Raw genomic sequence first — 26,565 nt, forward strand, 5'->3', positions numbered from 1 at the left:
AAGACGTAAACTATTCTCGCGAATTTTAGCGGTTAAAAATCCTGTTAACTTTCAGCGCCTATCGCTGGGGCATGAAGGTCAGCAACAAGATACTCGTCAAGTCGAGCGCGGTGGCGGTGATATCCGCGATCATCTCCGTATCCATCTGTCTGTTCGTGGTGCCCTTTCTCGGCGGCGCGCCGGATGGGCCCGGCTTCGTCATGAGCATCGTCTGCCCGCTGGTCATCGCCTGGCCGGCCAGCGCCTATCAGTTTTCCCAGACGGAAAAAATCCGACAGGCGCGCGATGAACTCGCAAGGGCGCATGCCGACCTGGACCGACTGCATGGCGAACTCACCCGCGCTCATGATCTTCTGGCGCACAAGGCGCGGATCGACGGCCTGACGGGCGGGCTGAACCGCGACACCTTCCTCGCCATGTTCGAAACCGCCTGCGGAAAGGACGGTTGCGCCGCGCTGCTGCTCTGCGACGCCGATCATTTCAAGAAGATCAACGATGCGCATGGCCATCTCGCCGGGGACGAAGCCTTGCGAGGCATCGCCCGGGCGATTGCGCGTTCGCTCCGACCCTTCGATTTCTGGGGCCGGGTCGGCGGCGAGGAATTCGCGATCTTCCTCGATGGAGCCGACGACGAGGAAGCGTTCTACATCGCCGATCAGATCCGCTCCGCGGTGCAAGACATGGGCCTGGCGTATGAGGGGCGCGCGGTGAAGACGACGCTCAGCATCGGCGCGGCCATGTTCGAGGGTCCGGGAGAGGCGCTCGAACAGTACCGCATCGCCGATCGGCGGCTCTATCGCGCCAAGACGAGCGGCCGCAATCGCATCGTCCTGCAGGACGCCGACGAGGCGGAGGCGGCCTGATCAGCCGCGCCTGCCCCGAAAGAAGTCTTTGAGCATTCGCGCCGCCTCGGTCTCGGAAAATCCGGAATAGACATCGGGCGCATGATGACATGTGGGCTGGTTGAAGAAGCGCACGCCGCTGTCGACGGCTCCTCCCTTGGGATCGGCGGCGCCGTAATAGAGCCGACGGATGCGCGCGAAAGAAATGGCGGCGGCGCAAAGCGTGCAGGGCTCCAATGTCACATAGAGATCGGCGTCGATCAGACGCTCGTCGCCGACCTCGGCGCAAGCCATGCGGATCGCCTCGACTTCGGCATGCGCGGTAGGGTCGTTCTTCTCGCGCGTGCGGTTTCCGGCGCGGGCCAGAAGCCGCCCCGACTTGACAATCACCGCGCCGACCGGCACCTCCCCGCGGCTTGCGGCGGCGCGCGCCTCCTCGAATGCGATCTCCATGAAGGGATTTGCCGGCTTCACACGGTATTTCCTCTTAACCCGGGCATGATGTCCTGATAGGAGAGCGTAAGAACAAAGGCAAGGACAGATGAAAGACACCAAGAAACCGGCTGGCCGGAAACCGATGCGGGCCAAAACGGGCGGAGACAAGGGCGGAAAATTCGGCTCCGGCAAGGGCGCAGGCGCCCGGTCGGCGAAGGCCCCGGGCGGCAAGGACAAGAACCCCGCCCATCTCGAAGTCACGGGCGAAGGCGAACGCATCTCCAAGATCATGGCGCGCGCCGGCGTCGCATCGCGCCGCGATTGCGAGCGCATGATCCTCGAAGGCCGGGTGTCGCTGAACGGCAAGGTGCTGACCACGCCCGCCGTCAACTGTACGCCCGACGACAAGATCGAGGTCGACGGCCAGCCGATCGGCGCCATCGAGCGGACTCGGCTGTGGATCTACTACAAGCCCGCCGGATTGGTGACCACCAATTACGATCCCGAAGGCCGTCCGACCGTCTTCGACAATCTGCCGGAAGACCTTCCGCGGGTGATCTCCGTCGGCCGCCTCGACATCAACACCGAAGGCCTGCTGCTGCTGACCAATGACGGCGGTCTGGCGCGCATGCTGGAACTGCCGACCACCGGCTGGCTGCGCCGCTACCGCGTGCGCGCCTATGGCGCGATCGACCAGGAAAAGCTCGACAGCCTGAAAGAGGGCATCGCCGTCGACGGCGTGTTCTACGGCGCGATCGAAGCCACCCTCGACCGCCAGCAGGGCCACAATGTCTGGATCACCATGGGTCTGCGCGAAGGCAAGAACCGGGAGATCAAGAATGTTCTCGGCGCGCTCGGTCTCGACGTCAACCGCCTGATCCGCATCTCCTACGGCCCGTTCCAGCTCGGCGAACTCGAAGAAGGCGACGTGGTGGAAGTGCGCAGCCGCACGCTGCGCGAACAGCTCGGGCCGCGCCTGATTGCCGAAGCCAACGCCAATTTCGAAGCGCCGATCAACAATCTGCCGAAGGACGCCGCCGAAGAGCCGAAGGCGGACAAACCGGAAGCCTCGGAACGACCGCGCCGCGAAAGCCGCGAGGAACGCCGGGACCGCGACCTCGCCAGCATCGACACCAAGCGTCCGCCGAGGGGCGAGGCGCGCGGCAAAGGCGACTGGGCCAAGGGCGACCGCGACAAGAGCGATCGCCCCCGAGGCGATCGTGATCGCGGCGGCGATCGGGATCGCGGCGGCGATCGGGAACGCCGGGGACGCGATGACGACCGTCGCAGCGAAAAGCCCAAGCGTCCGCCGCTGGGCACGATCCGCACGGCCAATGTCTGGATCGCTCCGGGCGGCCGCCCGGCGGAGACCGAAACCGCCAGCGACACGATTACCGATCGGGCTGGACGTCAGATCCTGCGCGTGCGCAAGCCCAAGCAGGAAACGGACAAGAAGCCGTCCAAGCCCAAGCGCCCGGCAGCTGCGAAAGCGCGACGCGACGAACGCGGCGACGCCGGCCGGGACGAGCGCGACGCCCGGCCGTCGCGCCGTCCACGCGAAGACGGCGCAACGGGCGAGCGCCCCCGCGCCCGCTCCGCAAGACCGGGCGGGAAGCCGGACTTCCAGGAGCGTGGGGATGCGCCCAAGCGCTCCTTCGCGAAGAACAAGCCGGATTTCGCCCGCGATGGCGACAAGCGCCGGGACGACCGGCCGCGCTCCGACAAGCCCAGGGACGATAGGCCGAGACAGGATCGTCCCCGGGACGACAGCCGTCGCGACGACACGCGCAAGCCGGGCGGACGTCGCCCTGACGCGCGCTCGGGCGAAGGCCGCAGCGATGACAGAGGCGGCCCCCGCAAGGGCGGACCGGGCGGAAAAGGCGTAAGGGGCGGCGGTGCGGATCGTCGGCGGTGAATTTCGAGGGCGGCCGCTCGCGACCCCGAAAAGCCAGGACATCCGGCCGACCACCGACCGGACGCGCGAGAGCCTGTTCAACATCCTGAACCACAAATATCCCGAGGCGCTCGACGGCGGCCGCGTCATGGACGTGTTCGCCGGCACCGGCGCGGTGGGGCTGGAAGCCTTGTCGCGCGGCTGTTCGCAGGCGATGTTCGTGGAAATGTCGGTCGAGGGCCGCGGTCTCATCCGCAGCAATATCGAGGCGCTGGGGCTGCAGGGCCGCACGCGCATTCTCCGGCGCGACGCGACCGATCTCGGCTCGAGCGGCACGATCGACCCGTTCGACTTCCTTTTCGCCGATCCGCCTTATGAGAAGGGTCTGGGCGAAAAAGCGATGGGCTCGGCGGCCGCCGGCGGCTGGCTGAAGCCCGGCGCGCTCGCAATCCTCGAAGAACGATCCACGGTCGATCCCGTGGCTCCCGAGCCGTTCGCGTTCCTGGAGATACGGGAATTCGGCGACACGCGCATGCATTTCTACCGCTACTCTCCCGACCGGTGAGGACGAGATGATTACGCAGGGCAACTCTGCGCCGAGAGTGGCGATCGCCTTCGGCGGCGGCGGCGCGCGGGGACTTGCGCATATCCATGTCATAGAAGCGCTCGACGAACTCGGCATACGCCCGGTGCGGATCACGGGCTCTTCCATCGGCGCGATCATGGGCGCCGGCATGGCGGCTGGGCTATCCGGCGCCGAGATCCGCGACTTCACGCTGAAGACGGTCGGCGACCCGCGCGCGGTGATGAACCGTATCTGGTCGCTGAGGCCGACGACGCTGCAGCAGTTCGTCTCCGGCGGCGGCTTTCGCGTCGGCCAATATAATCTCGAACGTATTCTGAAGGCCTTCCTGCCGGAGTCCCTGCCGGAGGATTTTTCCGGGCTCGCCATTCCGCTCGGCGTCATCGCCACCGACTATTACGGCGAACGCGAAGTGCTGATCGAGCAAGGGGCGCTTTTTCCAGCGCTCGCCGCCTCGGCGGCCATTCCCGCCGTGTTCATGCCGGTCATGCTGGATGGACGGGTGATGATCGATGGCGGCATCTACAATCCCGTGCCGTTCGACTATCTGTTCGACGACGCCGACATCGTCATCGGCGTCGATGTGGTCGGCGCGCCCGTCGGCGAGGACCAGCAGATTCCCCGCCGCATCGAAAGCGTGTTCGGCGCGAGCCAGTTGATGATGCAGTCGATCATCGCCGCCAAGCTCAAGATCCGTAAACCGGACATTCTCCTGCGGCCCAATGTCGGCAAGATCGCCGTGCTCGATTTCATGAAAGCGGCCGACATTCTCGCCATGTCGGCCGACATCAAGGACGAACTCAAGCGTTCGCTGGACGCCGCGATCGCCTTCCGCGCCTGAGCGCTTACTTCGCCTTCAGGAGATCGCGAATTTCGGTCAGCAGCACGACATCCTCGGGCGGCCCGGCGGGCTTCGGCTCTTCCTTCTTCGGCATGGCGCGATTGACGACCTTGATGAGCAGGAAGATGATCCAGGCGACGATCAGGAAGTTGATCAGGATGGTGATGAAGTTGCCATAGGCGAATACCGCCCCTTGTTCTCGCGCCGCGGCCAAAGAAGTTGCCGTCACGGTGCTCGAGAGCGGAATGAAATAGTTCGAAAAGTCGACATTGCCGATGATGGCGCCGACGACGGGCATGATCAGATCTTCGACGAGCGACTTGACGATGGCGCCGAAGGACGCGCCGATGATCACGCCGACGGCGAGATCGAGCACGTTGCCGCGCGCGATGAAGGTCTTGAATTCGTTCAACATGGGCCTCTCCTTGCTTGTCCACCCGAATAAAGTAAACGCTAATAATCGGTTAACCGCAAGACAGCCGACGCTCCATTGCGGAACATCCTAGCCGAAGGAATGACTTTTCCACGACCCGGCTTAGGCCTATGCTCCTCAAGGCGCGGGAGGCGCATCAAGGAGAGGGCATGCTTCCAGGCTGGGTGCTTTTCGGCTCGACGATCGGCTATCTGGGGCTGCTGTTCGCGGTGGCCTGGTTCGGCGACCGCAAGGCGCGGGCGCCGGAGGCGATCGAGCGCAGCCGTCCACTGGTCTATGCGCTCAGCCTCGCCATCTACTGCACATCCTGGACCTATTTCGGCGGCGTCGGCCTGGCCGCCGAGCGCGGCTGGGAATTCCTCGGCATCTATATCGGCCCGATGCTGATGTTCACCCTGGGTCTGCCCTTGATCAGACGGATCATCGTGATCGCCAAGCGCGAACGCCTGACCTCCATCGCCGATTTCATCGCCGCCCGCTACGGCAAGAACCCGGTGGTCGCCATGATCGTGGCGCTTGTGGCGCTGGCCGGCGCCGTGCCCTATATCGCGCTCCAGCTCAAGGCCGTATCCGCCTCCGTCGCCGCGCTCGTCGATACGTCGGGCTATGCGATCGGGCTCGACTCGCACCAGTTGATCGACCTGCCGCTCATCGTGTCGCTGTCGCTCGCGCTGTTCGCCGTGATCTTCGGCACCCGCCACGCCGACGCCACCGAGCACCAGAACGGGTTGATGGTGGCGATCGCCACGGAATCCGTCGTCAAACTGATCGCCATCGGCACGGTCGGCGTCACCGTCGCCTTCTTCCTGTTCGACGGTCCGGCCGATCTGTTCGCCGCGGCGGGACGCCATGCCGAAGCCGCGGCGGCATTGGCCTATCAGACGCCGCCCGGCCGCTGGATCACGCTGACCGCGCTGTCGGCCTTCGCCATCGTGATGCTACCCAGGCAGTTCCATGTCACGGTGGTGGAAAACCGCAGCCATGGCGAACTGAAGCTCGCGGCAATCTTCTTCCCGCTCTACCTGATCGCCATCAATCTCTTCGTGCTGCCGATCGCGCTCGGCGGCGTCATCCTGTTCAACGGCGCGGGAGACGCCGATCTCTATGTGCTGACGGTGCCGCTGCAATCCGGGCTGAAGACGATCACGCTGATCGCGTTCATCGGCGGCTTCTCGGCGGCGACCGCCATGGTGATCGTCGCCTCGGTGGCGCTGGCGATCATGATCTCCAACGATATCGTGCTGCCGGTCCTTCTCCGGCGCAACCTCGTCGGCGCGCGGAGCGACACGACGGAGGATCTCGGCCGGCTGGTGCTGATGGTTCGGCGCGGATCGATCTTTGGGGTCATGCTGCTCGGTTATCTCTATTACCGGGCGGCGGGCGCCTCCAACGACCTCGCCTCGATCGGCCTCATCGCTTTCGCCGCGATCGGGCAGATGGCGCCGGCGATGCTGGGCGGGCTGTTCTGGCGGCGCGCCAATGCGCGCGGCGCCATCGCCGGCATCACTTCGGGCTTCATGGTCTGGACCTGGCTCTTGTTCATCCCGTCGCTCGGCGGCACCGACACCTCGCCCGACGCCGGGCTCATTCTCGACGCGATCCTGCCCTCGTCGAAATTCTTTTCAGGACATGGCAGCGATCCCTTCATCAATTCGGTGCTGCTCAGCCTGATCGTCAACACCGCCTGTTTCGTGATCGGCTCCTTGAGCCGCAACGCCAAGCTGATCGAGCGACAACAGGCGGCGGTTTATATTCCACAATCTGAGAATCCACGCCTGTTGATGCGCAGTTGGCGCACGGGGCTGACGGTCGGCGATCTGAAGACCGTCATCGGCCGCTATCTCGGCGAGGAGCGGATGCAGCGCTCCTTCGCCAATTTCGAGGCCCGGCGCGGCAAACCGCTCGATCCGCGCCAGGTGGCGGACGCCGATCTCCTGAACTTTTCCGAACAATTGCTGGGCTCGGCGATCGGCTCGTCCTCGGCGCGGCTGGTGATGACGCTGACCATGCGCCGCCACGACGCCCAGCCCGACGACACCGCGCTTCTGCTCGACCAGGCCTCGGAGGCCATCGAGTATAATCAGGGCGTGCTGCAGACCGCGCTCGCGCAGATGGACCAGGGTGTGGCGGTGTTCGACGGCGAAAACCGTCTGTCGATCTGGAACCGGCGATTCCGGGCGCTGCTCGATCTGCCCGAAAGCGTGGGCCAGGTGGGCTTTCCGCTCTCGGCCATCGTCGCACAACTCGCCGAGCGCGGCGATATCGCCATAGGCAGCGAGGTCGACGTGATGGAGACGATCCTGACGCCCGAGACGAGCTTCGTGCTGCATCTCGATCAGGGCGCGCGCATCGTCGAGCTGCGCTCCAACGCCATGCCGGATCGCGGCATCGTCACCACCGTCACCGACATCACGGCGCAAGTGAAGGCGGCGCGCGAACTCGAAGTCGCCAACGAGACGCTGGAGGCGCGGGTGGGCGCCCGCACACAGGAATTGACCACGGTCAACCAGCAGCTCGCCGAAGCCCGCGCCGCCGCCGAAGAGGCCAATCTCGGCAAGACCCGTTTCTTCGCCGCCGCGGGCCACGACATCCTGCAGCCCTTGAACGCCGCGCGCCTCTATTCCTCGACGCTGGTGGAGCGGCTCGGCCATTCGCCCAACAGCGACCTCGTGCTCAACATCGATTCCGCGCTGGAATCGGTGGAATCCATTTTGGGCGCGGTGCTCGACATTTCCCGGCTTGACACCGGCGCGATGAAGCCGCGCATGACCGCGCTGCCGCTCGCGCCTTTCCTGAAGCGCATCGAAACGGATTATCAGCCGCTGGCCCAGGCGCGCGGGCTGAAACTCACCTTCCTGCCGACCTCGCTGAAGGTGACGTCCGATGGCATGCTGCTGCGCCGGCTTGTGCAGAACCTCGTCTCCAACGCCATCAAGTACACGGTGACCGGTCGCGTTCTGGTGGGCGCGCGCAAGCGTGGTCAGGAAGTGTGGATCGAGGTGCATGACACCGGGATCGGCATTCCCAAATCCAAATTCCGCACCGTGTTCAAGGAATTCGCCCGGCTCGACGAAGGCGCCCGGACGGCGTCCGGGCTGGGTTTGGGCCTGTCGATCGTCGATCGCATCGGTCGCGTGCTCAACCATCCGGTCGAACTCCAGTCCACGCCCGGCAAGGGAACCGTGTTCCGGGTGCGGCTGCCGCTGAGCGAGCAGCTTCCCGACGCGAAAAGGACGGACGCCGGCGACGGCCCGAAGCCGGGTCTGGCGCGGCTCGACCATCTCGCCATTCTCTGCATCGACAACGAGCCGGCCATCCTCGACGGCATGGGGCTGCTTCTGGAGGGCTGGGGCGCGCGCGTGGCCAAGGCCTCGGGCCGGACCGAGGCGGAAGAGCTTCTCGCGCGGCCCGGCGCCGGCGTTGATCTGGTCATCGCCGATTATCATCTCGACGACTCCACCGGCATCGAAGCCATCGAGGCGGTGCGGGCTCGGTTGCCGGATCTGCCCGCCATCCTGGTGACCGCCGACCGGACGGCCGAGGTGCGGGCCGCGGCCGACCGGCTGGGCGCGGTCCTGCTCAACAAGCCGGTGAAGCCGGCAGCCCTGCGCGCCAATCTGATGCGCATCCCCATCCGGCAAAAAGACGCGGCCGAGTAGGATTTTGCTTTCGCGGGAGCCGCGAATCCGGGAAAAGGGGCAATGACCATCAAGCTCCTGCCAGAAACGCTGATCAACCAGATCGCCGCCGGCGAGGTGATCGAACGCCCCGCCAGCGCCGCCAAGGAATTGATCGAAAACGCCATCGACGCCGGCGCGACCCGGATCGAGATCGCCACCAGCGGCGGCGGCAAGTCGCTGCTCAGGATCGTCGACAACGGCTCGGGCATGGGGCCGGAGGATCTGGCGCTGGCCGTCAGGCGGCATTGCACCTCCAAGCTCGAGCGGGGGCTTGAGGATATCCGCACGCTCGGCTTTCGCGGCGAAGCTTTGCCGTCGATCGGTTCGGTCGCCAAGCTGTCGATCGTCTCGCGGCTCAAGGATGCGAGCGACGCGTTCGAAGTCGCGGTTCATGGCGGCAGGATGTCGGACATCCGCCCCAAGGCCGCCAATGCCGGCACGGTGGTGGAGGTGCGCGACCTGTTCTTCGCCACGCCGGCGCGTCTGAAGTTCCTGAAGAGCGAGAAAGCCGAGGCCGGCGCGATCACCGAAGTGGTCAGGCGGATGGCCATCGCCTTCCCGCATATCCGCTTCACCCTGTCGGGCACGGACAGGTCTCTCCTCGAGTTTTCCGCGACGCCCGGCGACAAACTGGCGCGCATCGCCCAGGTGATCGGCAAGGATTTCGAGGACAATTCCATCGAGATCGACGCCGAACGCGAAGGCGTTCGCCTGTCGGGTTACGCCGGCGTGCCGACCTTCCATCGCGGCAACAGCGCCCATCAATTCGCCTTCGTCAATGGCCGTCCGGTCAATGACAAGCTGATCATCTCGGCGCTGCGCGGCGCCTATGCCGAAACCGTGCCCTCGGGCCGCTACCCGGCGGCGGTCCTCGACATCGAACTCGATCCGGCCCTGGTCGACGTCAATGTGCATCCGGCGAAATCCGACGTCCGCTTCCGCGATCCGGGCCTGGTGCGCGGGCTGATCGTCGGGGCGATCCGGCAGGCGCTGCTGCGGGAGGGAGACCGCTCCTCGACGACCGCGACGCGATCGATGATGGACGCCTTTCGTCCCGGCTTTTCAGGCTATCGCGCGCCGCCCGCGCAGAACTGGACGGCCCAGCAATCACCATCGCGGCCCTTCGAGCCCATGGGCTTTGCGGAGCAACCAACTGCCTCCCCGCTTCGCCAACAGGGGTTTGCCGATTTCGCCGCGCCGTCCGCCCGCACTGACGCCCCTGTTATGGCTGCGGCCGAGACAGGCCAGCCGGACCTGACGCGGCATCCGCTCGGCGCGGCGCGGGCGCAATTGCATGAAAATTATATCGTGGCGCAGACGGAAAACGGCGTCGTCATCGTCGACCAGCACGCCGCCCATGAGCGGCTGGTGTTCGAAGACATGCGAAAGGCGTTGCGCGATCGCGACCTGCCGACCCAGGCGCTGCTGATCCCCGAGATCGTCGATCTGCCCGAAGAGGATTGCGACCGGCTGATGGAGCATGCGGAGGATCTGAGAAGGCTCGGCCTCGTTTATGAACGGTTCGGGCCCGGCGCGATCCTGATCCGCGAGACGCCGGCCATGCTCGGCGAAACCGACATTCAGGGCTTGGTGAAGGATCTCGTCGACGAGATCGGCGAATGGGACACGTCGCGCGGCCTGCATGCGCGGCTCGAACATGTGGCGGCGACGATGGCCTGCCACGGCTCGGTGCGTTCGGGGCGCCGCCTCAGGGTGGAGGAAATGAACGCGCTGCTGCGGCAAATGGAGGCGACGCCGGGTTCCGGCCAATGCAATCACGGCCGCCCGACCTATATCGAACTGAAGCTCGCCGACATCGAACGGCTGTTCGGCCGAAGCTGATTTTTGTGGCGAAAAGCGGCGCGCCTCTGTATATCGGCGCGACACGGATAATCAGCAGGGTTGCATATGAACCGGTTTGAAGGCAGCGGAAGCCGCGAAGCCAAAATTCGCTATCTCGACGGCGATTTCCAGATCCTGCTGCCGGGCGGCTATGTGGTCTGCGCGGTGACCGGCCGGCAGATTCCTCTCGACGAACTGAAATACTGGAGCGTCGACCGCCAGGAGGCCTATGCGGACGCCGCCGCGTCCCTGGACGCGGAAAAGCGCGCGGGACACATCGCGCAAAACTGAGGCCAACCCCTCATCGCATCCGGAAGCCCCGGACGTTCAGGCCAGGATCGCCGTCGCTCCGGTCACCAGCAGTATGGCGACCCCCAAAGCCGCGATGACGACCTTCTTGCTCTTCGCCAGGGCGGCGGTCGCCAGAAGCGCGTAGTAGGACAGGTTGAGACCTGACCAGATCACGATATTCGACAGCGGCCAGCCCTCCGTCACCATCGATATCGCCGGCGGTATCTGGGTCATCAGATTGCTGGCGAGCACGCAGAAGCCTACCTCGCGCCGATGGATCATGATGTGATCGTCGAGCGTATCCGTCTCGCCCGCGCTCGGAAACACCTGTGTCGCAGCGAAATAGTAGAGCAGGGCGACGATCGCCACGGCGAAAGCGACGGCGTAGTTGATCTTTTCCAAGTCGCGATACGCCCAGGCATTCATCCAGAACGTGATGAGATCGACGAGAAGCAGCGCGCCGAACATCGGGGCGACGACCCCGAGCCGCCTGATGCGCCTGTTGGCGTAGGCGCGTGAGAAGCCGGAGGCGATTTCGGCAACGGCCAGGCCGAGCAGGAGCCCGTAAAAGGCGAACATGAATGCGAAGGCGTCACTCATCGCCGGATCCTCGAACGGCCCGGCGCGCCGGGCGCGCCATGCTCGAAAAAGATCCGCGGAGACGGCAGAAAATCGAATTGAATGTCATTATAGCGCGCTCGATTAAATCCAATCCTTGCTTGCCGTAAACGGCTCTGGCTGCAACAGGAGATTTTCCGGTCGTCCAAAAAGCGCCGCGGCGCAAATCTACACGACCGGTCTTGTCCTGGCGGCCGACCGCCTTCGTCGCGCAGCCTCAACCGTTTCGCGAATGATCAGCGCCGGCGCCTGGGGATTGTCGAAGGCCATAACGACATCTATCACGCGCAGGCGCTGCGCCAGATGCTCCGCGCGGCCGTGATGACCGATCAGGCGGACGGCGTCCTTGGCGGTCGTGACGATCTGCAATTGCTCCGCCTCCGCCGTCGACAGGATGTCGTCGATCTCGTCGTCCGTGAGATGCTGGTGGTCGCCGAAGGAGCGGGTGGCGACGGGATCGGCGCCGATCTCACGGACGGTGCGGAAGAATTTCTCGGGATCGGCGATGCCGGCGAAAGCCAGCACGCGCTTGCCGGCGAGGTCGTCCGCCTGGCGCGGCGCGATCTTCGCCTCCATCACCGGTTTGCCGATCCGGGCTGCGAGCCGGATAAAGGGATCGGCGGCGGCGCCGTCGCCGACTTTCAGAAGCGCGGTCGCATATTTGAGTTGCAGCGACGTGGGCGCGCGCACCGGGCCGGATGGGACGATCCGGCCGTTGCCGATGCCGCGACGGGCGTCGATCACCATCAGCGCATAGTCGAAATTGAGGCGCGCGCTCTGGAAGCCGTCGTCCATGATGATGAGGTCGGCGCCTTCGGCGATCAGACGGTTCGCGCCGTCGAGGCGCTTGCGGGCGATCACCGTCAGGGCTTCACGCGCAATCAGCAGCGGTTCGTCGCCGACATCGCGGGCGCGATGGTGGAGCGGGTCGACGACGGTTGTCCTGTCGATACTGCCGCCATAGCCTCGGCTCAGCACGCCGGGCTTCAGCCCCAGCGACGTCGCGGCTTTCGCGAGCGCGATCACCGTCGGCGTCTTGCCGGCCCCGCCGACGGTAAAATTGCCCACGCAGACAACGGGAACAGGAAGAGGCGCGCGCGCGCCGCGACGCAGGTTTCGCGCCGCAACGGCCCCATAGATCCAGGAGATCGGCGCAAGCGCCAAGGCCTCCCATCCGGTCTTCCGCCACCAGAAGGGCGGTGAATCCGATACCATCGCTTCCGTCCCGCGTCGTCGCGAGACCCTGTCTTTCGCGTTGAAGGTGATAAGCGACATCAGAGAACGCGAAAAATTCAGGAAAAGCAAGGATAAGCGGCGCGGTCGAGACGATCTCCGGCATCAGATGCGATCGAGCAGCGCTTCCAGTTCGTCGATGCTCGCCAGGACATGGTCCGCATCGGGCGCGAGCGCGTCGCGACCGCTGGTGCCGGTCAACACGCCCACGGCGAGACCGGCCTTGGCGTTCTGCGCCATATGCAGGTCATGGGTGTTGTCGCCGACCATGACGATCTCGGAGGCGGGAACACCCGCGTGTCGCGCGAAACCCTCGATCATGCCGGGGCCGGGCTTGACGCCGTGGCCGCTGTCATAGCCGGCGATATAGTCGAGCAGATCGATGACGCCCAACCGTTCCGCCATCAGGCGAATGGAGGCTTCATTGTCGGAGGAGGCGACGCCGAGCTTAAGCCCCCTGCCCTTCAGTCGCGCAAACAGCGCGGGAAGATCGGTGACCGGAACGGAATTCGCGGCGCCGTCGAGAAAGAAGCGATCGAGATGACCGGTGAGTTCGTCCGCCTCATAGGGAGAGCCGCCCTGCGCCATGGCGGCGGCGATTTCGCTCGGAGCGGCGGCGGCGAACAGGCTGCCGGCCGAGACCTTGCCGGTCTTGGGGTCCATGCCGCAGATGATCATCAAACGATCCGCCAGCACCGGGTCGCCATCGGCGGCGAACAGGCTGGCGCGCCGGTTGATCGGCTCCCAGGTCTTGTCGAAGTCGAGAAGCGTGCCGTCTTTGTCGAACAGGATCGCGGAAAATCTGGTCATCGTGTCACCCGCCATTGGCGCTGGCGCGCGGCATCAGCCGGGCCTTCATGGTCAAAGGATTGATATAGGGCTCGAGCCCGCGCAACGTCGCCGAGAGCGCGCCGCGCATCTGGTGCACCGTCTGCAGGCCGGCATCGATCATCTGGTGCCGCGCCGGTTCGTTGGTGATCAGATAATAGACGCCCTTGGCCAGCATTTCCGTGTCGCGCACCATGCGCGCCGAGCCGTTGCGCGCCAGCATCTGGTAGCTTTCCCGGAAATTGCCGACATGGCCGCCCGACAACACCGCACAGCCCATCATCGCCGGCTCCAGAGGGTTCTGTCCGCCTTCCGCCGTCAGCGAGCGTCCCACGAACGCCACTTCGGTGAGTTGCAGATAGAGGCTCATTTCGCCGATCGTATCGCCGAGATACACATCCGTGTCCGCGCCGATCTGTTCGCCGCGGCTTCGTCGGGCAACCGTCAGGCCCTGTTCCTTGAACAGCGCTTCGATGTCGTCGCCGCGTTCCGGATGGCGCGGGACGACGATGCTGAGGAGATCCAGCCGCGGCTTCAGCACCTTGTGCACGTGACCCGCCGCCTTCTCTTCGCCGTCGAAGGTGGAGATGGCCGCCCAGGTCGGGCGCGCGCCGATCTGCTGGCGCAGACGCATCAGCGCCGAGGCGTCCGCCTCGGGCATGTCGCTGTCCGCCTTGAGATTGCCGGACACCAGCACAGGCAGGGCGCCGAGATCCTGAAAACGCGTGGCGTCGAGTTCGGACTGGGCAATCACCAGAGCGAGATTTTCGAACAGCGCCGAAGCGACGTTCGGAAAAGACGACCAACGCCGGAAGGATCGGTCCGACATGCGCGCATTGACGAGGATCTGCGGGATATGACGCTTGCCGAGCGCCATGATCGTATTCGGCCAGATCTCGGATTCGGCGAACAGCGCCAGATCCGGCTGCCAATAATCGAGAAAACGCTCGACCACGGTCTTGAGGTCGAGCGGCACATATTGGTGGATGACATATCCGCCGAGACGGGCGTTCGCCACGCTGGCCGAGGTGACGGTGCCCGTGGTCAGGAGCACCGTGATGCCGCGCCGGGAAATTTCCTTGATCAGCGGAACCATGGCGTTGGTTTCGCCCACGCTCGCGGCATGGACCCAGACCACCGGCCCTTCCGGACGGGCCGCGCTTGGATATCCGTAGCGCTCGGACCGGCGCGCCCGCTCTTCCTTGCCGCGCGCCGAACGAATGGCCACGAGCGTGTTGATCGCCGGATAGGCCGCCACGCCCGCCCAGCGGTAGGCCCAAAGGGCTGCCCGGGCGCGGAGGCTGCTCATTCGCCTGTTCCCTTGATCATCCCGTCAGCCCTGGGACGGCTCGAGAAGGCGATGCAGATGCACGATGAAATAGCGCATATGCGCATTGTCGACCGTCTGCTGCGCCTTCGATTTCCACGCCGTCAATGCCGAAGCATAATTCGGATAGATGCCGACAATGTCGAGCTCGTCGAGGTTCTTGAACTCCGTCGCGCCAAGCGTGGTGAGTTCGCCGCCGAAAACCAGATGAAGGAGTTGCTTGGATCCCGCTGCGTCGGACATGGATGCTTCCTTTTTCTTATTGAGTTTTTAAGGACCAAATGGATGCGCACGTGGACATGGAATTGCGGCAATCCGATGCAAAGTCAATGGATGCAAGCCGGGATTTGCGCTCCATCCCACATTGTCTCCGTCAGGAAGAGAGAGAGGCGACCACCTGCCGATGCAAATCGACCCGCGCCGCGACCAGCAGATCGTGGCTGGGGTCAGGCTTGTTGTAGACGATGGCGGCTCCCTCGGCATCGCTCAGCACGCCGCCCGCATTGACGAGGATGAGTTCCGCGGCCGCCAGATCCCAGTCATGGGCATGGGGCTTCACCAGGGTCGCATCGAGACGGCCATCGGCGATCATGGCCAGGCGATAGGCGAGCGAGGGAATACGTCCCACCTTGTCCAGGCGGGAGCGGACATCCGCATCGAGATGCGCCATGGCGTCGTCGGCGGCGCTGATCGTGAAGCGGCCCGCCGGATCGCTCCCGCCGACGCGCAGCGCCGCGCCGTTTTTCTCGACGCGACCGCCGGCATCGGCGAGATAGAGTTCATTCAGCGCGGGGGCGAACAGGACGCCGGCCACGGGTCGTCCCGCTTCCACCACCGCCGCGCTCACGGCCCAGGTCTCGCGCCCGGTCATGAAGGCGCGGGTTCCGTCGATCGGATCGATGACGAAGACGCGGGATGCGCCGAGGCGCGATACATCGTCCTCGCTCTCCTCCGACAGCCAGCCGTAATCGGGCCGGGCGGCGAGAAGGCGCGCCTTCAGCACGTCATTGGCCGCATGGTCGGCCGCGGTGACCGGCGAGGCGCCGTCATTCTTCCAGAACACTTCGACATCGTTGCGGAAGAAGCCGAGCGCGACACGGCCGGCGGCAATCGCCGCCTCGCGCAGAAGCTCCAGATCGTCTGCGTGGGAAAATGTCAAAGGACCTTCGCTTTCACTTGCCCGCGATCGTCATGTTCTCGATCAGCACGGTCGGAGCGGCCACGCCATATTTGCGGTCGATATCACTGGCCGGGACCATCGAAAGGAACATGTCCTTCATGTTCGAGGCGATGGTCACTTCCGAGACCGGATATGTCAGTTCGCCATTCTCGATCCAGAACCCGGAGGCGCCGCGCGAATATTCGCCGGTCACCAGATTGGCGCCATGGCCGATCATCTCGGTCACATAGAAACCGGATGCCACGCCCTTGATCAGGTCTTCAGGCGAAACATCGCCGGGCTCGAGCGCCAGATTGGTGGAGGACGGCGAGACCGAGTTGCCGCCGCGCACGCCGCGGCCATTGGTCTTGAGACCGAGCTCCCGGGCAGCCGAGGTGGCCAGGAACCAATGCTGGAGCACGCCGTCTTCGACCATCACCATGGCGTCGCCGCGCACGCCCTCGCCATCGAAGGGTCGCGACGACGGTCCTTTGTGGATGAGCGGATTGTCGGTGATGTTGAGGCCGCGGGCCAGGATCTGCTGGCCCATCTTGTCCTTGAGGAACGACGTCTTGCGGGCGATCGCCGCGCCGTTGATGGCGGAGGCGATGTGACCGACGAGACCGCGCGACACGCGTGGATCGTAGATGACGGTGAGCCCGGAACCCGTATCGGCCTTGCGCGGGTTGAGACGGCGCACCGCCCGCTCGCCGGCCTTGCGGCCGATCTCTTCCGCATCGTCGAGATCGGCGAAATGCAGGCGGCTGTCGCCTTCGTAATCGCGCTGCATGTTGACGCCCTCGCCGGCGATGGCGCTGACGCCCCGGCCGAAGCGGGTGGCCATGTAAGAGCCGGAAAAGCCGTGCGAGGTGACCAGCACCAGCCCGCCCATCGAAGCGGAGGCGCCGGCGCCGCTGGAATTGGTGACGCCGGGGACAGCCAACGCGGCCGCCTCGGCGGCGAGCGCCGCATCGGTCAACGCGGCGGATTCCACTTCGGTCGGATCGAACAGGCCGAGATCCAGCGCGTCATGGGCCAAATCAGCCTCGTCGGCCAGGCAGGCGAAGGGATCCTCGGGCGAGGCCTTGGCCATCGCCACCGCCCGCTCGGCGAGCGTCCTCAGGTCGAAGCCGGGATTGGCCGAGACGCTGGCCACGCGCTTTCCGAGGAAGACGCGCAGGGAGAAATCGTCGCTCTCGGAGGATTCGACGCCCTCGACCTTGCCGAGGCGGACCGAAACCGACCGGGAGCGGGAGCGAACAACCACGGCGTCGGCGGCGTCGGCGCCGGCTTTGCGGGCGAGATCGACGAGCTCCGAAGCGCGTTCGAGTAGATGACGGGAATCAATGGGCTCTTGCATGATCGGCCTTTCTGCTCCGACCCATTTATGGCTGTCGGGCGAAATCATCAAGGGCGGGCAGGCTTATCTTGACGGGGAAGCGCCCAGCCCGGCTATATGGCGGCAACGAATCCCGAACTGGACCCAGTCTTCATGAGCCAATCCCACGCCGTCATCAGCGAAGCGCTTCTGCTCCTCGGCGCCGCCGTCGTCTCCGCACCGCTGTTCAAACGGCTCGGCCTCGGCACCGTGCTCGGCTATCTCGCGGCGGGCGTGCTGATCGGCCCCGTTCTCAACCACATCACCGATGGCGAGGAGATCCTGTCCTTCGCCGAGCTCGGCGTGGTGTTCCTGTTGTTCATCATCGGGTTGGAATTGAAGCCGACACGCCTGTGGCAGATGCGGCGAGACATCTTCGGCCTGGGCAGCGCGCAGGTGCTGATTTCCGGCGCGATCCTCAGTTCGCTCGTTCATTGGGCCGGCCTTCTCGGCTGGCAGGGCGCCATCGTCGCCGGCTTCGGCCTAGCCCTATCCTCGACGGCTTTCGCTTTGCAGATTCTGGAAGAGCGCAGCGACCTCAACACCGCGCATGGGCAACGCGCCTTCTCCATTCTGTTGTTCCAGGATATCGCCATCGTGCCGCTTCTGGCGCTGACCAGCTTCATCGCGCCCGACAGCGGCGAAAGCTTCACCTGGACCGGCGCGGCGATCGCCATCGGCGCGGTCGCGGCGCTCATTCTCGCCGGCCGCTATCTCCTGACGCCGCTCTTCCAGATCATCGGCCGCACCGGCGCGCGCGAGGCGATGATCGCCGCGGCTCTCTTCGTCGTCCTCGGCGCCGGCGCTCTCATGGAAATGGCGGGGCTCTCCATGGCCATGGGCGCCTTCCTCGCCGGGCTGATGCTGGCGGAATCCTCTTTCCGGCACGAGCTCGAGGCGGATATCGAACCCTTCCGCGGCATCCTGCTCGGCCTGTTCTTCATGGCGGTCGGCCTGTCGCTCGACCTGAAAGTGGTGCTGGACAACTGGCTGATCATCCTCATCAGCGTGCCGGTGATCATGAGCGTGAAGACGGCGACGATCTATGCGCTCTGCCGTATCGGCCGCTCTTCCTATAATGACAGCGCCAAGATCGGATTTTTGCTCTCCCAAGGCGGCGAATTCGGCTTCGTGCTGTTTACGACTGCTGCCGGCGCGGCGGTGTTTCCCCAAAGCTCCGCCTCGCTGCTCATCGCCATCGTCACCGTCACCATGGCGCTGACGCCGCTGGTCGCCGCTTTGCCGAAGCTGCTGCCGAAGGGCGAGCGGCGGGAGGAACTGGAAGAAGATTTCGAAGGCGCCGGCGCGGAAGTGTTCATCGTCGGCTTCTCCCGCTTCGCCCAGATCGCCGCGCAGATCCTGCTCGCCGCCGGTCGCGAGGTGACGATCATCGATCATTCCGCCGACCGCATCCGCCAGGCCTCGCGCTTCGGTTTCCGGATCTATTTCGGCGACGGCACGCGCAAGGACGTGCTGGTGTCGGCCGGCATCGCCAAGGCCAAGATCATCGCCATCTGCACGCACAACCGCGAACTCACGGACCGTATCGTCGATCTCGTGCAATCGGAATATCCGGACGCCAAGATCTTCGTGCGCTCCTACGATCGCGGCCACAGCCTGTCGCTTCTCGCCAAAGGCGTAGACTATGAACTGCGCGAGACCCTGGAGTCCGGCCTGCTGTTCGGTCAGAAGACCCTCGAAGCTCTGGGCATGACGGAAGCGGACGCCTCGGCCATCAAGGACGACATCCGCAAGCGCGACGAAATGCGGCTCGCCATCCAGGCGCAGGACGGCATTTCGGCCGGCCGCGAGATGCTGTACTCGAACCAGCCGGTTCAGCCGGAGCCGCTCATCAAGCCCAGGCAGGAAGCGGCCGAATGAGCCGCAAGCCGATAAGCGCATGAATTTTTTTTGCTTTTTTGTAAGCGCGTTCAATTCGATTAAACTCGAATTAATCTTCATGTGACATTCGTTCAGGTCTTGAAATGATCATGGGCGTCGGCGAAAGCCGATGCGGCGCAGGTTCTGACCGCCAGCTGGGGCGATCGAAGGAGAGTCTGTGCAGAGCCCGTTCAGGCGTCGCCAGCATGCATCGATGACACCGCCGCCAGCGGGAGCCTGACATGGACGATGCCGCGTCCTTCGACGCCCTTTTGCAATGCAATCTGCTCGAGATTTTCTGCGAGGGCCTCGGCGCGGCCTTGTTCGTGACGGACAGGCTCGACAATATCGCTTTCGCCAGCGTTCGCCTGCTGCATTATTTTCCGATGCCGGAAAGCGTGATCCGGCCCGGCTCGAGGGTGCGAGATTTTTACGCCGCCCTATACGACGCCGGATGCCGTTTCGGCGCCCAACACAGCGTCAAGGATGTTCACAAGGAAGACTGGGTGAGCGATCGGGTCGCCACCGGCTGGAAGGAGCGCGTGGACAAGATCGAACATGGCCCCGGCGACCGTTGGTTCCATGTCGTCAGCCGCCGCTTTTCCTCCGGCCTGGGACTAACGGCGCTTCAAGACGTGACCGACCACAAGAAAAAAGAACGCATCTGGAACGCGGACAAGGAACGCGTGCGGCTGACCGAGGAAATCCTCGACGCCCTGCCGATCGGGGTCGCCGTGAAGGATCGCAACCTGAACTATGCCGCGGTCAACAAGCGATTTTCGGAACTGTTCGACCTCAGGCCGGAGCGACTGATAGGACGATCCGTGTGGGACGTTTTCGAGCCCGGCATAGCAGGCGCTCTCGAAGAGGCGAACTGGAAACTCCTCAGCAGCGGCGAAGATCAAAAGACGCTCGTCGAAATTCGCGGCGAGGACGAGGCCTTCACCCGTATCCTGCATCGTTCCAGGCGCATCGGGCGTCCCGGAGCGCACTACATCGTCATGACGTTCGAGACGACGACGGAGCCGGAGGTCGATCCGGCGATGATCGCCGATGCGAGCGCCGTTCTCGATCGCGCGCGCGACATGACCGATCTCGGGTCGGCGAAAGGCGATCAACTGCTGCGGGTCGCCCTGGCGACCACACGCTCTGTCGACGAAAGACGGCTGGTCGCCGGAGCCTCGGATATCGGCGTGGAGCTCTGCGTCGTCCGGTCGCCGACCGAACTCGACAAATTCCTGCCGGCGCTGGATGAAGCGGGCGTCCAACTCGACCTCATTCTGCTGGACGAAAGCGCAGTTCAATTCGCCCCGATCGCGGCCAAGGGCAAGACGCCGGTGCGGGTCCTGTCTTCCGTGAGCGCGCTGCTGAGCGACCTCGCGCTGTTCATTGCGGCGCGCGAAAGGCGCCAGGACGAGGAGCAAGGCGACGTGACGGCGCAGGGTCTGCTGGACCAGCCGGTGGATGTGCTCGCGCTCGAAGATCGAGAGGTCAACCGCTTGGCGTTGGCGCAGATCCTGGACAGCCTGGGGTTGACCTATGTTCTGGCGGAAACGGGCCAAGCCGCACTCGACCTCTTGGCGCAGCGCAAGATCGGGCTGGTTCTCGCAGACATCACGCTGCCCGACATGAGCGCTGCGGACTTCATGAAAAGGGCGCGCGCGCTTCAGGGCGAAACACCGTTTCTCGCCATGACGCCGCCGTCGTCGGGGGAGACCGTCGACGAGTTGCTCGCGGCGGGCTTTCTCGACATGGCGGTCAAGCCGATCAGCTCCGAGAGCATCGGCCTTTTGTTGCAAAGACACTATTCGCCGGGCATTCGGCCGGAAAAGGAGCCGGCCAGGACGCCCATCCACGCGAGATCGACGGGATAAGGCTTCCTTTATCGCTGGAAGGCGAAAATCAACGGAAAGCCGGAGGTGTTTGTTAACATTTCGGCGGCAGTCTTAAAGCAACAAGGGCGCATCGAAGTAGGACACACTAATGACCGTTGCTGACACGGGTGATTTGCCAGCCAATCAGAGCGATTTACACCGCTTCGCCTTCACCGACGCCCTGACGGGACTTGGAAACAAGTACAGACTGAGAGAAAAGCTGCGACAACTGATCATGGAGCGCGCTTCGGACCCGGCGCCCTTCACAGTCGGCATCGCCAATCTCGACGGCTTCAAACCCATCAACGACTTGTTCGGCCCCTCGGCCGGCGACCAGATTCTGTGTCAGGTCGCCCATCGACTGAAAGCCTGCATCCCCGACGGCGCGACGGTGGTGCGTTACGAAGGAGACGAATTCGCGCTTTTGCTGCCTCTCGTGTTCGAACGTCGAAGCGCCGAGAAAATGGGCTCGATGCTGAAAGAGGTGCTGTCGGCGCCCTATGATCTCGGCGAACGCAATGTCAGGCTTTCCGCTTCGTTCGGTTTCGCCATCCATCCCTTCGCAGGAGCCGAATTCGAGGATCTGTTGAAGAGCGCCGAGACGGCGCTGTATCGATCGAAACGACGCGGACGCGGTCAGATCACCGTCTATTCGACGGAGATGGCCGAACAGATGAAACGGGCGACGCAAATCGAGCAGGCGCTTCGCAACGCCATTATCGCCGACGACGTCGATGTCCACTTCCAGCCCATCGTATCGCTGAAAGACGATTCCGTGCTCGGCTTCGAAGCTCTGGCGCGCTGGCAGGACAAAGATCTCGGCTTCGTGTCGCCGGCGGTGTTCGTGCCGCTCGCGGAAGAACGCGGATTCATCGATTCGCTGTCGGAAACGCTGCTCCGCAAGGCTGCCGAAGCCGCGCTGTCCTGGCCGAAGGAATTGTTCCTGTCCTTCAACTTGTCTTCGGCTCAGCTTCTCGATCCCGCCACCGCGTTCAACATACTCGCCGTCATCAACCGAACCGGCCTCGATCTTCGTCGGCTGGAACTGGAAATCACCGAAACGGCGGTGATGTCCGATCCCGAAACCGCCGACAAGATCATCTCCGAACTCCGGGCCGCCGGCGTGCGCATTTCGCTCGACGATTTCGGGACGGGACAATCGAGTCTCAGCCGACTCTGCGATTTCCGGTTCGACAAGGTAAAGATCGACCGCGCCTTCGTGTCGCGCATGCTGACCGATTCCGCGTCGGAACACATCGTCAAGGCGATCGTCACGATGTGCCATGGACTGGAGTTGACGGTCGTCGCCGAAGGTATCGAGGACTTTGCCGAGGCGCTGAAATTGAAGGGCCTCGGCTGCGACATGGGCCAGGGCTATTTCTACGGCAAGCCCGCCCCTGCGCGCGCGACGCTGGATTACATCAGCCAACGCTATGACGGCGAAGATGGCGTTGAACGCCGTCGCGTCAGCGGGGACTAGGCCCGCCGCTATCGAGCAGCCAATCCCTGACGCGCCGCGCCGATGCGCCAAGTTCGACGCCGCGCGGCCAGACGACGTAAAAAGCCTGCCCCGTTTCCAGCACGTGCTCGCCCACAGGAACGAGAGCGCCCGAACGGATCTGGGGATCGATGAGGTGGCTCCAGCCCAGGGCGATCCCCTCTCCCGCCAGCACGGCCTGGATGACCAGCACATAGTCATTGATGATCAGCGGACGATAGGGCTTGGCGTAGTCGATGCCGGCGCTCCGAAACCATTCACGCCAGTCGCAGGCCTCGCGGACCGGCTCTTCGAGATGGATCAGCCTCAGGCTGGGCATGTCGGAGAGCGCCGGCGGCCCGCCGATGGAGTCGACATAAACGGGGCTCGCGACAGCATTCACCACTTCCGGCGCCAGCACGGCCGCATGGTAGGCGGGCCATTGTGACGGATGACCGCCGCGAATCCCCAAAGGAATTCCTTCTTCCTCAAGATCGAGATCCCGCACCGATGTCTGTATGCGCAGATCGATGTCGGGAAGATCGTCGCGAAGCCGGTTGATCCGCGGCAGCATCCACATCGAAGCAAAGGCGGTGGAGGCGGCGAGCGTGACATTGGCCTCTCTTCCCTTCGCGCGCACCTGTTCAGCCGATTTCTGGATACGCGCCAGCCCCGCCGAGACATCGGCGTGAAAGCGGGCGCCTGTTTCGCTCAGGCTCACGGCGCGGTGACTGCGGCTAAACAGGGCGACGCCCAGCTGGGTCTCCAGCGTTCGCACCGCATAGGACACGGCGGCCTGCGTCATGCCCAACTCCTCGGCCGCCCGGGTGAAATTCTCATGCCGACCGGCCGCTTCGAACACGATCAGGGCATTGGCCGACGGCAACAGGCGCTTGAGGTTTTGCATAAGGAGATTTTATATCAAGCCCCGAAATTTGGGAAGGATACAATTACGCTGACTGGGCTTAGGCTCGTCTCACACATAAAGGGAACAAACGCATGAGCCAGACCGACGCCGTCCTCGATCAGGAACCCAAAACCAGGCGCGAGCGCGGCAAGCGCCGCGATCCCGCCGCGCGGCCGCTCGGTGTCCCCTACATCGTCAGGAACATCCCGACCTATGACATTCTCGGCGAGGAATCGCTGCTCCGCATCGAGGCGATAGGTCAACGCATTCTCGCCGAGATCGGGATCGAATTCCGCGACGATCCAGACGCGCTGGAGCTCTGGAGAAAGACAGGCGCCAAGATAGACGGGTTGCGCGTCACATTCGAACCCGGCATGCTGCTGGAAATCGTCTCTTCGGCGCCGTCGTCCTTCACACAGCATGCGCGCAATCCAGCGCGCAATGTCGAGATCGGCGGCCGCAACGTCGTGTTTTCACCCGCCTATGGCTCGCCCTTCGTGATGGATCTCGATCGCGGCCGACGCTACGGCACGATCGAGGACTTCCGCAACTTCATCAAACTGGCTTATTCCAGTCCCTGGCTGCATCATTCCGGCGGCACGATCTGCGAACCGGTCGACCTGCCGGTCAACAAGCGCCATCTCGACATGGTCTACAGCCATATCAAATATTCGGACCGCGCCTTCATGGGCTCGGTGACGGCGGAATCGCGCGCCGAAGAATCCATCGACATGGCGCGGATCGTGTTCGGCCGCGACTTCGTCGACCAGCATTGCGTGATCCTCGGCAATGTCAACGTCAACTCGCCGCTGGTCTGGGATGGAACCATGACCAAAGCGCTGCGCGCCTATGCCCGCGCCAACCAGGCCGCCGTCATAGTGCCCTTCATTCTCGGCGGCGCGATGGGCCCCGTCACCAATGCCGGCGCGATCGCCCAGGCCTGGGCGGAGACGCTGGCTGGCTGCGCACTGACCCAGCTCGAACGCCCCGGCGCGCCGGTGATCTTCGGCAACTTCCTGTCGTCGATGTCGCTGCGCTCAGGCTCGCCCACCTTCGGCACGCCGGAGCCGGCGATCGGCTCGATGGTGGTGGGACAATTGGCGCGCAGGCTGAAACTGCCGCTGCGCTGCGCCGGCAACTTCTCCAATTCCAAACTCCCGGACGCGCAGGCGATGCAGGAGGGCGTGATGTCGATGATGTCCGCCGTCCATTGCGGCGCAAATTTCATCCTGCATTCCGCCGGCTTCCTCGACGGGCTCCTGTCGATGTCCTTTGAGAAATTCGTCATGGACATGGATTTCTGCGGCGCGCTGCATTCCTATCTCAAGGGCGTGGAGGTCGACGACAATGCGCTGGCGATGGATGCGTTCCAGGAAGTCGGACCGGGCAGCCACTTTCTCGGCAGCGGCCATACATTGCGCAACTACCAGACCGCCTTTTGGGACACCGACGTTTCCGACAACGAGCCGTTCGAGAAGTGGTCGGAGGAAGGCGGCTCCACCGATATGGCGACGCGGGCCAACAAGCGCTGGAAGCGCATGCTCGACGAATACCAGGCTCCGCCGCTCGATCAAGCCGTGGACGAGGAACTGCTCGACTTCATGGCGCGCAAGAAGACCGACACGCCCGACGCCTGGCATTGATTTGCAGGTTGGCAGAGGTCACGCAGCCTTTGCCGACCCGTCACCGGCGCTGAAGCTCCGTTCAACAATTCTCATGAGATTTGCATGGCAAATCGGGCTATGAGGGCTGACCCAATGGAGCCTACCTGATGTCCCTGCTTGGAAGCCTGTCACCGCAATCGCTCGCAGCCCCGGAAAGCGGTATCGTCGAAATCGTCAATTACGCCCGTATGCGAGACAATCTTATCCCGCTCTGGGTGGGCGAAGGCGACAGCCCGACCCCGCAATTCATCGCGGATGCGGCCATCGCCTCGCTGAATGCCGGACAGACCTTCTACACCTATCAGCGCGGCATTCCGGAATTGCGCCGGGCGCTGTCGGACTATTACGCCCGGCATTTCAACACGCGGCTGCCGGCCGAGCATTTCTATGTGGTCGGCTCGGGCATGCAGGCGATCAAGCTGGCCATCGAGGCGGTGGTGAAGCCCGGCGACGAAGCGATCTACCTCTCTCCGGCCTGGCCGAATTTCGCCGCAGCCCTTGAAATCTCCGGCGGCAAGGCGGTTCCGGCGGTGCTCGATTTCGTCGACGGAGCCTGGAGCCTCGATATCGCCACGGTCGAACAGGCGATCACGCCGAAGACGAGGGCGCTGTTCATCAACACGCCGTCCAACCCCTGCGGCTGGACGGCGACGCGCGCCGATCTCGAAGCTCTGCTCTCCCTCGCCCGCGCCCATGATCTCTGGATCATCGCCGACGAGATCTATGCGCTCTATTCCTTCTCCGCCGCCCGCGCGCCGTCCTTTCTCGATGTGATGACCGAGAGCGACAAGATCCTGTTCGTCAATTCATTCTCGAAGAACTGGTCGATGACCGGCTGGCGGATCGGCTGGATCGTCGCGCCGCCGGAGACCGGCCAGGTGTTCGAAAATCTGGTGCAATACGCGACCTCGGGCGTCGCCGAATTCACCCAGCGCGGCGCAGTCATCGCGCTGGACGAAGGCGACCACGTCGTGAAAGCGAATTTCGAAAAGGCCAAGACGTCGCGCGACATTCTCTGCGATGCGCTGATCGCCACCAACCGCGTCGCCACGCTGAAGCCCGACGGAGCGCTCTACACCTTCCTGAAGATCGACGGCGTGACGGATTCGCGAAAAGCCGCTTTCGACATCGTCGACAAGGCCGGTGTGGGTCTGGCTCCGGGCGCGGCCTTCGGCCCCGGCGGCGAGAGTTTTCTACGCGCCTGCTTCCTGCGCGATCCCGCGATCATCGAGCAGGCGGCTGACAGGCTTTCAACCTATATCCGAAGTCTCTGACAGGGTCTGTCGGCGGCGGCGTCCGCACGGCTTCGGCATATTCTCTCTTGTGTTCCGCGCCTCATTTTGCGATTTGGGGCGCGGTTCTAATTTCTGGAGAATGG

Annotated in this window: 22 protein-coding genes; 12 read left to right on the forward strand and 10 right to left on the reverse strand. The window is 64.1% G+C overall.

Annotated features, from left to right (window positions below):
* Positions 1-71 precede the first annotated feature (71 nt).
* Positions 72-863: a GGDEF domain-containing protein gene (locus OCK01_RS14465; protein WP_263824542.1), complete on the forward strand. Its 792-nt coding sequence runs from the start codon at positions 72-74 to the stop codon at positions 861-863.
* On the opposite strand, the gene OCK01_RS14470 is transcribed toward OCK01_RS14465, so the two are convergent.
* Positions 864-1,295, reverse strand: a complete 432-nt coding sequence (locus OCK01_RS14470; protein WP_263824848.1) for a nucleoside deaminase — start codon at positions 1,293-1,295, stop codon at positions 864-866.
* Between the two features lie 88 nt (positions 1,296-1,383).
* On the opposite strand from OCK01_RS14470, the gene OCK01_RS14475 reads away from it, so the two are divergent.
* Genes OCK01_RS14475 through OCK01_RS14485 form a run of 3 tightly spaced genes read left to right on the forward strand, consistent with a single transcriptional unit; the run spans position 1,384 to position 4,595 of the window.
* Positions 1,384-3,192: a pseudouridine synthase gene (locus OCK01_RS14475; protein ID WP_263824543.1), complete on the forward strand. Its 1,809-nt coding sequence runs from the start codon at positions 1,384-1,386 to the stop codon at positions 3,190-3,192.
* Positions 3,173-3,736, forward strand: a complete 564-nt coding sequence (gene rsmD, locus OCK01_RS14480) for a 16S rRNA (guanine(966)-N(2))-methyltransferase RsmD (RefSeq protein WP_263824544.1) — start codon at positions 3,173-3,175, stop codon at positions 3,734-3,736. The genes OCK01_RS14475 and rsmD overlap by 20 nt, the downstream gene beginning before the upstream one ends.
* A 7-nt stretch (positions 3,737-3,743) precedes the next feature.
* Positions 3,744-4,595 (forward strand): patatin-like phospholipase family protein, encoded by an 852-nt coding sequence (locus tag OCK01_RS14485; RefSeq protein WP_263824545.1) that lies wholly within the window; start codon positions 3,744-3,746, stop codon positions 4,593-4,595.
* A gap of 4 nt (positions 4,596-4,599) precedes the next feature.
* Here the strand turns inward: OCK01_RS14485 and mscL are convergent, their stop codons facing one another.
* Entirely contained in the window at positions 4,600-5,010 is a 411-nt protein-coding gene (gene mscL / locus OCK01_RS14490) for a large conductance mechanosensitive channel protein MscL (RefSeq protein ID WP_182827379.1), read from the reverse strand.
* Between the two features lie 167 nt (positions 5,011-5,177).
* On the opposite strand from mscL, the gene OCK01_RS14495 reads away from it, so the two are divergent.
* The 3 genes from OCK01_RS14495 to OCK01_RS14505 all read left to right on the forward strand — a co-directional run bounded on the left by OCK01_RS14495 (position 5,178) and on the right by OCK01_RS14505 (position 10,841).
* Positions 5,178-8,687 carry a PAS domain-containing hybrid sensor histidine kinase/response regulator gene (locus OCK01_RS14495; protein WP_263824546.1) on the forward strand — a complete coding sequence of 1,170 codons (3,510 nt, stop codon included), beginning with the start codon at positions 5,178-5,180 and terminating at the stop codon, positions 8,685-8,687.
* A gap of 42 nt (positions 8,688-8,729) precedes the next feature.
* Entirely contained in the window at positions 8,730-10,550 is a 1,821-nt protein-coding gene (gene mutL / locus OCK01_RS14500) for a DNA mismatch repair endonuclease MutL (protein WP_263824547.1), read from the forward strand.
* A gap of 66 nt (positions 10,551-10,616) precedes the next feature.
* Positions 10,617-10,841: a DUF2093 domain-containing protein gene (locus OCK01_RS14505; RefSeq protein WP_182827380.1), complete on the forward strand. Its 225-nt coding sequence runs from the start codon at positions 10,617-10,619 to the stop codon at positions 10,839-10,841.
* Between the two features lie 36 nt (positions 10,842-10,877).
* On the opposite strand, the gene OCK01_RS14510 is transcribed toward OCK01_RS14505, so the two are convergent.
* The 7 genes from OCK01_RS14510 to OCK01_RS14540 form a co-directional block, all read right to left on the reverse strand.
* A complete protein-coding gene (locus OCK01_RS14510) occupies positions 10,878-11,441 on the reverse strand; it encodes a hypothetical protein (RefSeq protein WP_263824548.1) in 564 nt (187 codons plus the stop codon).
* 186 nt (positions 11,442-11,627) lie between these two features.
* Positions 11,628-12,674 carry a tetraacyldisaccharide 4'-kinase gene (lpxK, locus tag OCK01_RS14515; protein ID WP_263824549.1) on the reverse strand — a complete coding sequence of 349 codons (1,047 nt, stop codon included), beginning with the start codon at positions 12,672-12,674 and terminating at the stop codon, positions 11,628-11,630.
* Between the two features lie 123 nt (positions 12,675-12,797).
* Positions 12,798-13,502 (reverse strand): HAD family hydrolase, encoded by a 705-nt coding sequence (locus OCK01_RS14520; protein ID WP_263824550.1) that lies wholly within the window; start codon positions 13,500-13,502, stop codon positions 12,798-12,800.
* Between the two features lie 4 nt (positions 13,503-13,506).
* Positions 13,507-14,829: a lipid IV(A) 3-deoxy-D-manno-octulosonic acid transferase gene (waaA, locus tag OCK01_RS14525; protein ID WP_263824551.1), complete on the reverse strand. Its 1,323-nt coding sequence runs from the start codon at positions 14,827-14,829 to the stop codon at positions 13,507-13,509.
* 24 nt (positions 14,830-14,853) lie between these two features.
* Positions 14,854-15,090: a DUF4170 domain-containing protein gene (locus OCK01_RS14530; protein ID WP_263824552.1), complete on the reverse strand. Its 237-nt coding sequence runs from the start codon at positions 15,088-15,090 to the stop codon at positions 14,854-14,856.
* Positions 15,091-15,220: 130 nt separating this feature from the next.
* Positions 15,221-16,006 carry a 3'(2'),5'-bisphosphate nucleotidase CysQ gene (locus tag OCK01_RS14535; RefSeq protein ID WP_263824553.1) on the reverse strand — a complete coding sequence of 262 codons (786 nt, stop codon included), beginning with the start codon at positions 16,004-16,006 and terminating at the stop codon, positions 15,221-15,223.
* 13 nt (positions 16,007-16,019) lie between these two features.
* Entirely contained in the window at positions 16,020-17,366 is a 1,347-nt protein-coding gene (locus tag OCK01_RS14540; protein ID WP_263824554.1) for a TldD/PmbA family protein, read from the reverse strand.
* Between the two features lie 132 nt (positions 17,367-17,498).
* Here OCK01_RS14540 and OCK01_RS14545 point away from each other — a divergent pair, with 132 nt between their 5' ends.
* From OCK01_RS14545 to OCK01_RS14555, 3 genes are all read left to right on the forward strand, one after another.
* A complete protein-coding gene (locus tag OCK01_RS14545) occupies positions 17,499-19,265 on the forward strand; it encodes a monovalent cation:proton antiporter-2 (CPA2) family protein (RefSeq protein WP_182827387.1) in 1,767 nt (588 codons plus the stop codon).
* Positions 19,266-19,507: 242 nt separating this feature from the next.
* Entirely contained in the window at positions 19,508-21,139 is a 1,632-nt protein-coding gene (locus OCK01_RS14550; protein WP_263824555.1) for a response regulator, read from the forward strand.
* A gap of 109 nt (positions 21,140-21,248) precedes the next feature.
* Entirely contained in the window at positions 21,249-22,619 is a 1,371-nt protein-coding gene (locus tag OCK01_RS14555; protein WP_263824556.1) for a putative bifunctional diguanylate cyclase/phosphodiesterase, read from the forward strand.
* Here the strand turns inward: OCK01_RS14555 and OCK01_RS14560 are convergent.
* Entirely contained in the window at positions 22,606-23,523 is a 918-nt protein-coding gene (locus OCK01_RS14560) for a LysR substrate-binding domain-containing protein (RefSeq protein ID WP_263824557.1), read from the reverse strand. The two genes, OCK01_RS14555 and OCK01_RS14560, sit on opposite strands and share 14 nt — an antisense overlap.
* 92 nt (positions 23,524-23,615) lie before the next feature.
* On the opposite strand from OCK01_RS14560, the gene OCK01_RS14565 reads away from it, so the two are divergent.
* Entirely contained in the window at positions 23,616-25,166 is a 1,551-nt protein-coding gene (locus OCK01_RS14565; RefSeq protein ID WP_263824558.1) for a trimethylamine methyltransferase family protein, read from the forward strand.
* A 128-nt stretch (positions 25,167-25,294) separates the two neighbouring features.
* A complete protein-coding gene (locus OCK01_RS14570; protein ID WP_263824559.1) occupies positions 25,295-26,461 on the forward strand; it encodes a pyridoxal phosphate-dependent aminotransferase in 1,167 nt (388 codons plus the stop codon).
* Positions 26,462-26,565: the final 104 nt, after the last annotated feature.

It is taken from the genome of Rhizobium sp. TRM95796 (assembly GCF_025779995.1).
Lineage (GTDB): Bacteria > Pseudomonadota > Alphaproteobacteria > Rhizobiales > Rhizobiaceae > Rhizobium_E.